Raw genomic sequence first — 11,210 nt, forward strand, 5'->3', positions numbered from 1 at the left:
AACAGGTGTTTATCGCGATCGGGGTGGAAATCCTAGGCCGAATTCGGCAGATCTGCCTTACCTCTCCCGCCTGCGGGAGAGGTCGGCGCGCCCGGGCGATGCGAAGCATCGTCCCGCGCGCCGGGTGAGGGTTCTCTCCACTGGGGGAGTCCCATTGCCGCGACACCCTCGCCCCCAGCCCTCCCCGCAAGCGGGCGAGGGAGCGCACCGTCTTTGTGCGGCCCTCAATCCGCCTTCGCCTCAATCGCGGCCATATCGTCGTCCGACAGACCGAAATGGTGGCCAATCTCGTGGATCAGGACGTGGCGGACGATGTGGCCGAGGGTCTCGTCGTGCTCGGCCCAATAATCCAGGATCGGCCGACGGTAGAGCCAGACCATGTTGGGCAGCCGCGCCACGTCGCCAAAACTCTGCTGCGGCAGGCCGATGCCCTGGAACAGGCCGAGCAGGTCGAACTCGCTCTCGCACTGCATCTCGTCCAGCACCTCATCGGTCGGGAAGTCGTCGACGCGGATGATGACGCCCTCGCAGAGCTTGCGAAACTCCGCCGGCAGGCGCTCGAAGATGTCGTGCGCCGTCGCTTCCATCTCGGCCAGCGAGGGCGCTTTCAATTCCGTCCACATGGGTTTCTCTTACCGCGGGTTCCGCGGCGATGCATCTGGCTTTATAAGCCCGGCGAGGTTGACGAGCGCCGCCAAAACGGGGAGCGTGGGACCTCGAACGGGACGTTTCAGGTGGGCGGAAAAATGCGAGCGAAAACAGCGCTGACGCTACTGTGCATGGGGTTGTTTTCGCAGTTTTGCGTTGGCGCCGAGGCGCAGACCGCCGGCCCCGAGATCCGTCTCGCCCAGGCCGCCTCGTCCGACGACGTTCCCCCGCCGCGCAAGCGGGCCCCGGCGCGCCTGCGCGTTACGCCCTATTACAGCCCGGACGGCGTCTATCCGCGCTACAATCCGGGTCCCGACGCAGTCCGCGTGTGCAACGCCACCTATGCGCAGGAGTACCGCCCGAGCGGCACGGTGATCGTGCCGCGTGTGAGCTGTTACTGGCGCCGGGGCTGATGCCGGGTTCACTGCCCGCGCCAGCGAGCGGCGCGGTGGCCTCGTGGGGGTCGTCATGGCGAGATGGATTGCATTGGCCGTTGCCGTCGCGCTTGCCGCCGGTGTGACGCGCGCTTCGGCTGCGCAAAGAGTGACGATGCCGCAGGCCTCGGCCGGGATCGCGGTTTTCGATGTGCGACGACCCGCGCGCACCCATGACATGGTGCGGCCAGCTACGCGCCATGATCCACGCTATTACGCGCGGCCGGTGTACTACCGTCCCTATCCCTACGCGGTGCCTGCTCCCTTCGTGTTCGGCTACGGGCCGTGGTGGTGACGCGTTAGCGGCCTGGCGCAAATCCCTTGACCAGAAGTACCGTCGCTTGCGCACCCGCTTTGCGGTCGCGCGAGATTTCCGCGTAGTCGGGTGCGTTCGAGAAGGCGAGGAACGCAGCCTCATCCGGGAATGACATCATGACAATCTTGTCATGCGGCCATGCGCCTTCGAGCACGCGCGGATGTTCGTCCGCGGCGAGCAGCCTTCCGCCATACTTCTTGAACACGTCGAAGAAGCGCGCCTGATAGCGGTCATAGGCCGCGCGGTCTGTCATCTTCAATTGCGCAATCGCGTAGACAGTCATTTCCAAAAAACTCCTTCCGTCGCGGCACTGCGTCGCATCGCGAAGCCCAGCGTCGTTCATTCATGGGGCGTTCACATCGGTCTCCTCAGTTTAATCCAGGGAGCGACCGCAATTGAACAGCCTTTGGCGCAGCCAAGACGTCGCGCCGCAACTGCGCTGTCCAGATTCAGGGAGGATTCCATGCTGAGGACATCAGGTCTCAAGGCAAGCCCGATGCGCTTGCTCGGGATCGCGGCCGCCACGGCGCTGATGCTGTCGGCCGGCACCGCGCGTCGCGCTGAAGCGCTCACATTGATCAATCCGGCCACGTCGCCCGCGACGAAGGCTGCAGCCGACGATCTCGTCACGCAGGTTCGCCACGGCGGCGGGCACGGCGGACATGGTGGCGGCTTTCACGGCGGAGGTTTCCGCGGCTTCCATGGCGGCGGAGGACATATCGGCGGCTTCCGCGGCGGTGGATTTCGTGGCGGCCATGTCGGCGGCTTCCGCTATGGCGGCGTTCGCTTCGGCGGCTATGGCGGCTATCACCGTCACTGGGGCTATCACCGCCCCTATTACGGCTACCGTCACTTCCACCGGCGCTATTATTACGGCGGCTATTATCCCTACTATCACTATCCGCGCCGCTGCCGGATCATCTGGACCTATTACGGCCCGCGCCGCGTCTGCCGCTGGCCGCGCTGGCACTATCCGTACCGCTATTGGTGAGGTGAGTTAGCACCGTCATTCCGGGGCGATGCGAAGCATCGAACCCGGAATCTCGAGATTCCGGGTCTGGCGCTTGCGCACCACCCCGGAATGACAGCGTGGCCTACAGCCAATCCTTCAGCTTCCATGACGAAGCCTTCCACCGCATCAGGTTCTCGAGCTTCCATTGCCGAAACATCGCCGGCGGCCAGCGGCTGAGCCTGGAGGTCTCCTCGACCTCCGGCTTGGCGACGAGGCGCAATGGCGCTGCGCGCCGCCGATGCTGGCGCGTCGCCTCGCTGATGAGATCGACATATTCCGGCTTGTTGGCCATGGCGCGTGTCCTCGCGAAACCGTCGCGAGGACACTGTCGGCGCCGCCAATTAACGACGCTTTGCCGCGATCGCTACAATTGCCGGAATCGGCTCAGCGCCAGTCCCTGACGTCGACGAAGTGACCCGCGATCGCCGCGGCTGCCGCCATCGCCGGCGACACCAGATGGGTGCGGCCCTTGAAGCCCTGACGGCCTTCGAAGTTGCGGTTCGAGGTCGAGGCGCAGCGCTCTTCCGGCTTCAGCTTGTCCGGGTTCATGGCGAGGCACATCGAGCAGCCCGGCTCGCGCCACTCGAAGCCGGCCTTGATGAAGATCTTGTCGAGTCCTTCAGCTTCGGCCTGCTCCTTCACGATGCCCGAGCCCGGCACCACCATGGCGTTGACGTTGGTCGACACCTGCTTGCCTTCCGCGATCTTGGCGGCGGCGCGCAAATCCTCGATGCGGCCATTGGTGCAGGAGCCGATGAAGACGCGGTCGAGCTTGATGTCGGTGATCTTCGTTCCCGCCGTCAGGCCCATATACTTGAGCGCGCGATGCTTGGAGATACGCTTGGCCTCGTCCTCGATCTTGTCGGGGTCGGGCACGATGCCGGTCACCGAGATGACGTCCTCGGGGCTCGTGCCCCAGGTCACGATCGGCGGCAGCTTTGCGGCGTCGAGCCGCAGCTCGTGGTCGAAATGCGCGCCTTCGTCGGAACGCAGTGTCTCCCAATAGCGCATCGCCGCGTCCCAGGCCGCGCCCTTCGGCGCCTTCGGCCGGTCGCGCAGGAAGTCGTAGGCCTTCTGGTCGGGTGCGACGAGACCGGCGCGGGCGCCGCCTTCAATCGACATGTTGCAGACCGTCATGCGGCCTTCCATGCTGAGCGCGCGGATCGCTTCGCCCGCATATTCCAGCACGTAGCCGGTGCCGCCGGCGGTGCCGATCTCGCCGATGATGGCCAGGATGATGTCCTTGCCCGTGACGCCGTCAGGCAATTTGCCATCGACGGTGACGCGCATGTTCTTCGCTTTTTTCTGGATCAGCGTCTGCGTCGCCAGCACGTGCTCGACCTCGCTCGTGCCGATGCCATGCGCGAGCGCGCCGAACGCGCCGTGCGTCGAGGTGTGGCTGTCACCGCAGACGATGGTGGTGCCGGGCAGCGTAAAGCCCTGCTCGGGGCCGATGACATGAACGATGCCCTGGCGCCTATCGAACTCGTTGTAATATTCGATGCCGAATTCCTTGGCGTTCTCGGCCAGCGCCTTGATCTGCTCGATGCTTTCCGGGTCCGGGTTCGGCTTGGTGCGGTCGGTGGTCGGCACGTTGTGGTCGACGACGGCGAGCGTCTTCTCGGGCGCGTGCACCTTGCGGCCCGTGGCACGCAGGCCTTCGAACGCCTGCGGCGAGGTCACCTCGTGCACCAGGTGGCGATCGATGTAGAGCAGGCAGGTGCCGTCCTCGGCTTCGTGCACCAGATGGTCGTTCCAGATCTTGTCGTACAATGTGGTCGGCTTGGACATGAGCGTCAGCTCCGAAGGAATGCTGTGTAAGCGGATAGGCGCACTTGGCGCGGGCAACAAAATCGGCGGCGCAGCGTTTAAGCTGCGCGCGTAAGCTCTGACGTTGCCGAGGTCGCGAAGCGTCCGAAGAACCGGCCAGGCAGCCGCGAGCGATCGTCAATGACGATGCGCTTGACCGGGGCGAGGCTGGTCAGATCTGGAAACATTCTAGAGATATATAGCACGCGGAAGTTAAAGCGCGAGAGCTTAGCGGCGCCGTCATTGCGAGCGCAGCGAAGCAAATCCAGAAATGCGTCCGCGGAGACAGTCTGGATTCTTCGTCGCAAGGGCTCCTCGCAATGACAGCGCGGGGAAACAAAAAAGCGCGGAGCCGAGCCCCGCGCTTTTCGAAACTTGCCTGGTGGCGAAGCTTACTCGCCCACGGCAGCCGCGCGGTCCTGCTTCTCGACGATGCGGGCCGACTTGCCGCGAAGGTTGCGGAGGTAATAGAGCTTGGCGCGGCGCACCTTGCCGCGGCGCACCACCTTGATCGAGTCGATCATCGGCGACATCACCGGGAACACACGCTCCACGCCCTCGCCATAGGAGATCTTGCGCACGGTGAAGCTCTCGTTGAGGCCACCGCCGGAACGGCCGATGCAGACGCCTTCATAGGCCTGCACGCGGGTGCGGTCGCCTTCGACGACCTTCACGTTGACGATCACGGTGTCGCCGGGGCCGAATTCCGGGATGTCCTTGCCGGCGGACAGCTTGTCGAATTGCTCTTGTTCGAGCTGCTTGATCAGGTTCATGGGTAAATCTCCATCGGCGCGCCCAGCCTTTTCAATGGGGGCTGCGCGAAATTCGTCTATCCAGCCATTGCGGATGTGGCCGCTCCTATAAGGCAAGCCGGAGCGTTTGTCACCCGTCTGTCTTGTTTTTTGGCGTTTTTTGGCGCCCGGCCCGATTCGGGGCCTTGCTCGGGATCTGGGCCCACAAATCCGGCCGCCGGGCCGCCGTCAGGGCCTCGGATTGCGCCCGCCGCCAGGCCGCGACCTTGGCGTGGTCGCCGGAGGTCAGGATCTCCGGGATCGGAGCCCCCTCGAACAGCTGCGGGCGGGTGTATTGCGGGTATTCGAGCAGGCCGTCCGCAAAACTTTCCTCGGTTCCCGATGTCTCCTTGCCCATCACCCCCGGCAGCAGCCGGACGCAGGCGTCAATCACGGCTAGCGCGGCGATTTCGCCCCCGGACAGCACGTAATCGCCGATCGAGACCTCCTCCAGACCTCTCCCGTCGATCACCCGCTGGTCCACCCCCTCGAACCGTCCGCAGACGATGAGGGGGCCGGGACCCTTGGCCAGTTCCACAACGCGGGCCTGGGTCAATGGCCGACCGCGCGGGCTCATCAGCAGACGGGGCCGATCCGGGCTGATTTCAGCGGCATCGATGGCCGCGGCCAGAACGTCCGCGCGCAGCACCATGCCCGGCCCGCCGCCGGCCGGAGTGTCGTCGACGCTGCGGTGGCGGTCGGTAGCGGAGGCCCGGATGTCCCGCGCCTCGAGTTGCCAAAGCCCGCCCGCCAGCGCCCGGCCGGCCAGGCTCACGCCGAGCGGCCCGGGAAACATGTCCGGAAACAGCGTCAGCACCGTCGCGCGCCAGGGTGAGGGGTTGGTCATTGCATCTCAATTGCCTTCCACGGGACGACTAGCGGTAGGGTCCTCGACCTCAATCTCCTGCGGCAGCGCGATGACCACACGCCCGCCGGCGATATCGACCTCAGGCACCACCGCGTTGGAGAACGGCAACAGCAGCGTCGTGCCCTTGAGCGGGGCGATCTCGATGATGTCGCTGGCGCCGAAATTATGGATCGCGAGCACGCGGCCGAGAGCGTCGCCGTCCGTGGTGACGGCGGCGAGCCCGATCAGGTCAGTGTGGTAATATTCGTCCGCGTCGGTCGCGGGCAGCTTGTCGCGCGCGACGTAGAGCTCGATGCCGTTGAGCCGTTCGGCCTCATCGCGGGTCGTGACCCCCGTGAAGGTCGCGACCAGATGATCTTTGGCCTCGCGCGCCGTTGCGACCTCGAACTGGCGCTTGCCGTCCTTGGACAGCAGCGGACCGTAGCGCCTGATGGCAAAGGGATCTTCGGTGAAGGTCCACAATTTGACCGCACCGCGCACCCCATGCGCGGCGCCGATCCGCGCGACGCAGACCAGCGCCGGCATGGTCTGGCCTTAACCCTTCGCGGCGGCTTCGGCCTGCGCCTTGCGCTCCTTGCGCGGCACGGCCTTCTGCGGGTTGTTGCGCGCTTCGCGCTTCTTGACGCCGGCGGCGTCGAGGAAGCGAGACACGCGGTCCGACGGCTGCGCGCCCTTGGCGACCCAGGCCTTCACCTTCTCCATGTCGAGCTTGAGGCGCGCCTCGTTGTCCTTCGGCAGCAGCGGGTTGAAATAACCGAGACGCTCGATGAAGCGGCCATCGCGTGGAAAGCGCGAATCGGCGACGACGACGTGATAGACGGGACGCTTCTTTGTGCCTGCACGGGCGAGGCGGATAACGACGGACATCAAGTTCTCCTTCAAAGTACAGTCTGTTGGGTTGATTGGTATTCCGCGTTGCGCGGGACGCTTGCGATCCCGTGCGACGAATTCCTCATTTCTTCTTGCCCGGGAAACCGCCGAGGCCCGGCAGCATCGGCTTGCCGCTGAGCCCAGTCAGTCCGGGAACGTTGGGCAGGCCGGTGCGAAGACCAGCCGGCAAATCCTTCGGCAGGCTCGGCAGGCCCTGTCCGCTGCCGCTCTGCATCTTCTCCTGAAGAGCCTTCATCTCTTCCGGAGACGGCATCTTCATGCCGCCGCCAAAGCCCATGGCCTGCGCGATGCCGGCCAGCGGGCCGCGCTTGCCCGAGCCCATGGCCTTCATCACGTCGGCCATGTTCCGGTGCATCTTCAGGAGCTTGTTGACGTGCTCGACGCTCTGGCCACTCCCTGCGGCGATGCGCTTCTTGCGGCTCGCTTTCAGCAAGTCGGGGTGACGGCGCTCCTCGCGCGTCATGGAATCGATGATCGCGACCTGGCGCTTCAGGATCTTGTCGTCGATGCCGGCGGCCGCGATCTGGTTCTTCATCTTGGAGATGCCGGGCATCATGCCCATCAGCCCGCTGATGCCGCCCATGTTGGACATCTGCAACAGCTGCTCGCGCATGTCATTGAGGTCGAACTGACCCTTGCGCATGCGTTCGGCGGTGCGCGCGGCCTTCTCGGCGTCGATGTTGGCGGCGGCGCGCTCGACCAGCGAGACGACGTCGCCCATACCGAGGATGCGGCCGGCGATACGATCAGGATGGAAATCCTCCAGCGCATCGGTCTTTTCGCCGGTGCCGATCAGCTTGATCGGCTTGCCGGTGACCGCGCGCATCGACAGCGCGGCGCCGCCGCGGCCGTCGCCGTCGACGCGGGTCAGCACGATGCCGGTGAGGCCGACGCGCTGATCGAACGAGCGCGCGAGATTCACGGCGTCCTGGCCGGTGAGGCTGTCGGCGACCAGCAGCACCTCATGCGGATTGGCCGCGGCTTTGATCGCGGCCGCCTCCGCCATCATCTCTTGGTCGAGTGTGGTGCGGCCGGCGGTATCGAGCAGCACGATGTCGTAGCCGCCGAGCTTGCCGGCCTCCAGCGCGCGCTTGGCGATCTGCGGCGGCTGCTGGCCTGCGACGATGGGGAGCGTTGGAATGTCGAGATCGCGGCCGAGCACGGCCAGTTGCTCCATCGCCGCCGGGCGATAGACGTCGAGCGAGGCCATCAGCACCTTGCGCTTGTCGCGCTGGACCAGGCGGCGGGCGAGCTTGGCGGTGGTGGTGGTCTTACCGGAGCCTTGCAGGCCGACCATCATGATCGGCACCGGCGGCACGGAATTGACGTCGATGGTCTGGCTTTCGGCGCCGAGCGTGTTGATCAGCTCGTCATGGACGATCTTGACCACCATCTGGCCTGGTGTGACCGACTTGACGACGGTAGCGCCGATCGCCTGCTCACGGACGCGTTCGGTGAAGCTGCGCACCACCTCCAACGCGACATCGGCCTCCAGCAGCGCGCGGCGCACCTCGCGCATCGCGGCGTCGACGTCCTTTTCGGTCAGCGCCCCGCGCCCCGTCAGACGATCGAGGATGCCGCCAAGCCGTTCCGACAGATTGTCGAACAATGCCGTTATCCTGTTGCTGTCCCCCGATGAGGGGCGCGCCGTTACTCTCCGCTGTCATGCCCCGCGCAGGCGGGGCATCCAGTACGCCGCGGCTTCTCGGCCTTAGCCGAGACGTCTCTGGAATACTGGATCCCCCGCCTTCGCGGGGGATGACCCTGAATGTGCCTTGGCGCATTGCCCCAAGACGTAGTTCCAAACACCATTGCGCCCGAGGGCGCACAGCGCTGTCGGGCGTTGACCTCCGGCCTCCAGGGCCAGTCGGCGGGTCGAAAAGAAAGCCTTTCCGAGAAAGTGGCGGGGTTAAACGCCGCTCACGCCCAAAAGTCAAGGAAAGTTAGGGTGCCGCGGCGCCTTTGCCAGGACAAGGTCCTGAAATTTAGTGCCCTTTTGCCGGGCGGTTCCATTTCCTAGGGCTTCGCCCATATAGAAGGCGATGACTGACCTCCGCTATCACCCCTGAGCCCGCCGTGCCGATCACCCGCCGTCGCCTGTTCGGACTGCTTGCCGGGGCCGGCGCGCTCGTCGCTATTCCGTCCCTTTGGATGTCTCGCATGAAAACCTATGATGGTCCGGCCTCCGACCATTTCAACGGTCTGCACTTCTTCGATCCCGACGGCGCGCCGCCGAAATCGCTGCGAGAGGTGCTGCGCTGGCAATTCGGCGGCAAGCGGCAGCGCGCGCAATGGCCGGATTGGGCCCCCAGCCCCCATGCCGACACCCCGCCGGTGCGGGTCGACGGCGACAAGGTGCGGCTCTCCTTCGTCGGCCACGCCAGCTGGCTGATCCAGACCGGCGGTCTCAACATCCTGGTCGATCCCGTTTGGTCGATGCGGGTCTCGCCGGTCGCCTGGGCCGGGCCGAAGCGGCACAATGATCCCGGCATCGCCTTCGAACATTTGCCCAAGATCGACGTCGTGCTGGTCTCGCACGGCCACTACGATCACCTGGACATCACGACGTTATCGCGGCTCGCCAAGAATTTTGCGCCGCGCGTCGTCACTCCGCTCGGCAATGACGTGACGATTCGAAGGTGGGATCCCACGATCAAGGTGGAGGCGTTCGACTGGCACGACCGCGTCGAGCTCGGTGGCGGCATCGCCGTGCATCTGGTTCCGACCCGGCACTGGACCGCGCGCGGTGTGTTCGATCGCAACAAGGCGCTATGGGCGAGCTTCGTGCTGGAGACGCCGGCCGGCAAGATCTACGTCGTCTGCGATTCCGGTTATGGTGACGGCAGGCATTTCCGCTGCGTCGCGGAGAAGCACGGGCCGCTGCGGCTCGCGATCCTTCCCATCGGTGCCTACGAGCCGCGCTGGTTCATGCGTGACCAGCACATGAATCCGGAAGATGCCGTGAAGGCGCTCGCGGATTGCGGCGCGCAGGAAGCGCTCGGGCATCATCACGGCACGTTCCAGCTGACGGATGAGGCAATCGATGCGCCGGCAAAGGCGCTGGTCGCAGCGCTGGATGCCGCGAAGATTCCGCAAGAGCGGTTCGTGGCAATGCTGCCGGGACGGGTGGTGGAGATTTAGCGTGCTGGCAAACTGCTCGTGCCCCGGACGCAGTGCATCCGGGACACCAGTCATTGCTCTTTCGGCTTGATCGCCCAGCTCACATTCACCGTCACCGACAGCGTCTCCTCGCCGGGCGCGACGGCGGCGGGTGCAGCCATCGGAGCCGCAGCGACGCGGCCTTTGAACAGCGGCACCGGGCCGCCGCCCTCGGTGACGCTGAGCGGCGCCCCTAGCGTGACGCCGGTGGCTTTGGCGTAAATCTCCGCCTTGCGGCGGGCATCAGCGACTGCCTGCTCGCGCGCATCATCCAGCAGTTTTGAGGCCTGCGTCACCTCGAAGGAGATATTGCCGATGTCGTTGGCGCCGGCGCTGACCAGCGTGTCGATGATGCCTGCGACCTTGGTCACGTCGCGAATTTTCACGGTGACACGGTTGGAGGCGCGGAAGCCGACCACGGGCGAGGCGCCGGTGGATTTGTTCTGGCCGTATTGCGGCTGGAGCGACAGGCGCGAGGTCTGATAATCCTTCTCGGCAATCCCGGCGCCCTTCAGCGCCAGCAGCACCTTGCCCATCGCCGCATTGTTGGCATCGGAGGCTTCCTTCGCCGTTTTGGCATCGTTGGCGACCCCGGCGTCGATCTGCGCGAGATCGGGGGCGGCGGAAATCGTGGCTTCGCCGCTCGCCGAAATGGCTGACGGAAAATCGTCGGCGCGGGCGGGGGCCGCCAGCAGCGTTGTGGCGAAAACGGCGGCGAGTGGAGCAAAAAGGACGGCAGGCTTTTTCATCATTCTCACTTCAGCGGCACGAAAACGTTGATCACGAGCTTGTCCTCGGCCGTCTTCAGGGGATCGGTGAGGTACTCCTCGATGAAGGTATCCTTGGCTTCCAACCTCTTGTCGTCGAGGTAATTGGTGATCGCCTCATAGGTGTTGTCCATGTTGTCGTAGGAGCCGCGATGGACGAATTTCAGCGCCTTGCCCTCCGGCGATTTGCCAATGCTCATGTCCTTGGACAGGTTCTTCGGATCCTGCTCGACCGGGATCTCGGCGAGGAAGGTGAAGCCGGTGTCGTCGGTGGAGGTGTAGACGATCATCGAATTGCCTGATGGCTTGATCCCCTGCTTGTCCAGGAGCGTGTTCAGCGCCTTGAAGGCGTCGATCAGGGTGTCGAAGGCCGAGTCCCAATTGGCAGTGCCCTTGACCATCACGACCTTCTTGGGCTCGAGCACGGTCTCGAGGCCAAAGGGATCGGCGGTCTGTACCGGGGCGGGGCTGGCGGCCGCCGCCCGCGGCGGCCGGGCTGGGTGAGGCGCTGGCAT

15 protein-coding genes are annotated in these 11,210 nt (G+C 65.0%); 4 read left to right on the forward strand and 11 right to left on the reverse strand.

What is annotated here, in order from left to right; translation table 11 throughout:
* Positions 1-224: 224 nt before the first annotated feature.
* Positions 225-623, reverse strand: a complete 399-nt coding sequence (locus tag IVA87_RS00590) for a metallopeptidase family protein (RefSeq protein ID WP_247280345.1) — start codon at positions 621-623, stop codon at positions 225-227.
* Positions 624-779: 156 nt separating this feature from the next.
* On the opposite strand from IVA87_RS00590, the gene IVA87_RS00595 reads away from it, so the two are divergent.
* Together IVA87_RS00595 and IVA87_RS00600 are read left to right on the forward strand one after the other, a co-directional pair.
* Entirely contained in the window at positions 780-1,061 is a 282-nt protein-coding gene (locus IVA87_RS00595; protein ID WP_247300062.1) for a hypothetical protein, read from the forward strand.
* 55 nt (positions 1,062-1,116) lie between these two features.
* Positions 1,117-1,377, forward strand: coding sequence for a hypothetical protein (locus IVA87_RS00600; protein ID WP_247299946.1), 261 nt, complete (start codon positions 1,117-1,119; stop codon positions 1,375-1,377).
* Between the two features lie 4 nt (positions 1,378-1,381).
* On the opposite strand, the gene IVA87_RS00605 is transcribed toward IVA87_RS00600, so the two are convergent.
* Positions 1,382-1,681 carry a DUF1330 domain-containing protein gene (locus tag IVA87_RS00605; protein WP_247299948.1) on the reverse strand — a complete coding sequence of 100 codons (300 nt, stop codon included), beginning with the start codon at positions 1,679-1,681 and terminating at the stop codon, positions 1,382-1,384.
* Positions 1,682-1,861: 180 nt separating this feature from the next.
* On the opposite strand from IVA87_RS00605, the gene IVA87_RS00610 reads away from it, so the two are divergent.
* The gene (locus IVA87_RS00610) at positions 1,862-2,389 is read left to right on the forward strand and encodes a hypothetical protein (protein ID WP_247299949.1); all 528 of its coding nucleotides are present in this window, start codon (positions 1,862-1,864) and stop codon (positions 2,387-2,389) included.
* Between the two features lie 103 nt (positions 2,390-2,492).
* On the opposite strand, the gene IVA87_RS00615 is transcribed toward IVA87_RS00610, so the two are convergent.
* From IVA87_RS00615 to ffh, 7 genes are all read right to left on the reverse strand, one after another.
* The gene (locus IVA87_RS00615; protein ID WP_247299951.1) at positions 2,493-2,702 is read right to left on the reverse strand and encodes a hypothetical protein; all 210 of its coding nucleotides are present in this window, start codon (positions 2,700-2,702) and stop codon (positions 2,493-2,495) included.
* 92 nt (positions 2,703-2,794) lie between these two features.
* The gene (gene leuC / locus IVA87_RS00620) at positions 2,795-4,201 is read right to left on the reverse strand and encodes a 3-isopropylmalate dehydratase large subunit (protein ID WP_247332329.1); all 1,407 of its coding nucleotides are present in this window, start codon (positions 4,199-4,201) and stop codon (positions 2,795-2,797) included.
* A 410-nt stretch (positions 4,202-4,611) separates the two neighbouring features.
* Positions 4,612-4,992 (reverse strand): 50S ribosomal protein L19, encoded by a 381-nt coding sequence (gene rplS, locus IVA87_RS00625; RefSeq protein ID WP_027573014.1) that lies wholly within the window; start codon positions 4,990-4,992, stop codon positions 4,612-4,614.
* 109 nt (positions 4,993-5,101) lie between these two features.
* On the reverse strand, positions 5,102-5,857 hold the full coding sequence (gene trmD, locus IVA87_RS00630; protein WP_247299955.1) for a tRNA (guanosine(37)-N1)-methyltransferase TrmD: 756 nt from the start codon (positions 5,855-5,857) through the stop codon (positions 5,102-5,104).
* Positions 5,858-5,863: 6 nt separating this feature from the next.
* Positions 5,864-6,403, reverse strand: coding sequence for a ribosome maturation factor RimM (gene rimM, locus IVA87_RS00635; protein ID WP_247299957.1), 540 nt, complete (start codon positions 6,401-6,403; stop codon positions 5,864-5,866).
* A 9-nt stretch (positions 6,404-6,412) separates the two neighbouring features.
* The gene (gene rpsP / locus IVA87_RS00640) at positions 6,413-6,745 is read right to left on the reverse strand and encodes a 30S ribosomal protein S16 (protein ID WP_011083313.1); all 333 of its coding nucleotides are present in this window, start codon (positions 6,743-6,745) and stop codon (positions 6,413-6,415) included.
* Between the two features lie 85 nt (positions 6,746-6,830).
* Positions 6,831-8,378 carry a signal recognition particle protein gene (gene ffh, locus IVA87_RS00645; protein ID WP_247332332.1) on the reverse strand — a complete coding sequence of 516 codons (1,548 nt, stop codon included), beginning with the start codon at positions 8,376-8,378 and terminating at the stop codon, positions 6,831-6,833.
* 467 nt (positions 8,379-8,845) lie between these two features.
* On the opposite strand from ffh, the gene IVA87_RS00650 reads away from it, so the two are divergent.
* Positions 8,846-9,910 carry an MBL fold metallo-hydrolase gene (locus tag IVA87_RS00650; protein WP_247332335.1) on the forward strand — a complete coding sequence of 355 codons (1,065 nt, stop codon included), beginning with the start codon at positions 8,846-8,848 and terminating at the stop codon, positions 9,908-9,910.
* Positions 9,911-9,960: 50 nt separating this feature from the next.
* Here the strand turns inward: IVA87_RS00650 and IVA87_RS00655 are convergent, their stop codons facing one another.
* Positions 9,961-10,677, reverse strand: a complete 717-nt coding sequence (locus tag IVA87_RS00655) for an SIMPL domain-containing protein (protein WP_247300064.1) — start codon at positions 10,675-10,677, stop codon at positions 9,961-9,963.
* A gap of 5 nt (positions 10,678-10,682) precedes the next feature.
* The coding region (locus tag IVA87_RS00660; protein WP_247332338.1) for a GyrI-like domain-containing protein at positions 10,683-11,210 on the reverse strand (528 nt) is incomplete at its 5' end.

It is taken from the genome of Bradyrhizobium sp. 147 (genome assembly GCF_023073935.1).
Classification (GTDB): Bacteria; Pseudomonadota; Alphaproteobacteria; order Rhizobiales; family Xanthobacteraceae; genus Bradyrhizobium.

What these genes read in the sequence shown, in the direction of transcription:
- rimM (WP_247299957.1), bottom strand. Translation starts at nt 6,403, where the DNA reads ATGCCGGCGCTGGTCTGCGTCGCGCGGATCGGCGCCGCGCATGGGGTG.
- IVA87_RS00595 (WP_247300062.1), top strand. Translation starts at nt 780, where the DNA reads ATGGGGTTGTTTTCGCAGTTTTGCGTTGGCGCCGAGGCGCAGACCGCC.
- IVA87_RS00605 (WP_247299948.1), bottom strand. Translation starts at nt 1,681, where the DNA reads ATGACTGTCTACGCGATTGCGCAATTGAAGATGACAGACCGCGCGGCC.
- leuC (WP_247332329.1), bottom strand. Translation starts at nt 4,201, where the DNA reads ATGTCCAAGCCGACCACATTGTACGACAAGATCTGGAACGACCATCTG.
- IVA87_RS00655 (WP_247300064.1), bottom strand. Translation starts at nt 10,677, where the DNA reads ATGAAAAAGCCTGCCGTCCTTTTTGCTCCACTCGCCGCCGTTTTCGCC.
- trmD (WP_247299955.1), bottom strand. Translation starts at nt 5,857, where the DNA reads ATGACCAACCCCTCACCCTGGCGCGCGACGGTGCTGACGCTGTTTCCG.
- rplS (WP_027573014.1), bottom strand. Translation starts at nt 4,992, where the DNA reads ATGAACCTGATCAAGCAGCTCGAACAAGAGCAATTCGACAAGCTGTCC.
- IVA87_RS00590 (WP_247280345.1), bottom strand. Translation starts at nt 623, where the DNA reads ATGTGGACGGAATTGAAAGCGCCCTCGCTGGCCGAGATGGAAGCGACG.
- IVA87_RS00610 (WP_247299949.1), top strand. Translation starts at nt 1,862, where the DNA reads ATGCTGAGGACATCAGGTCTCAAGGCAAGCCCGATGCGCTTGCTCGGG.
- IVA87_RS00600 (WP_247299946.1), top strand. Translation starts at nt 1,117, where the DNA reads ATGGCGAGATGGATTGCATTGGCCGTTGCCGTCGCGCTTGCCGCCGGT.
- rpsP (WP_011083313.1), bottom strand. Translation starts at nt 6,745, where the DNA reads ATGTCCGTCGTTATCCGCCTCGCCCGTGCAGGCACAAAGAAGCGTCCC.
- IVA87_RS00615 (WP_247299951.1), bottom strand. Translation starts at nt 2,702, where the DNA reads ATGGCCAACAAGCCGGAATATGTCGATCTCATCAGCGAGGCGACGCGC.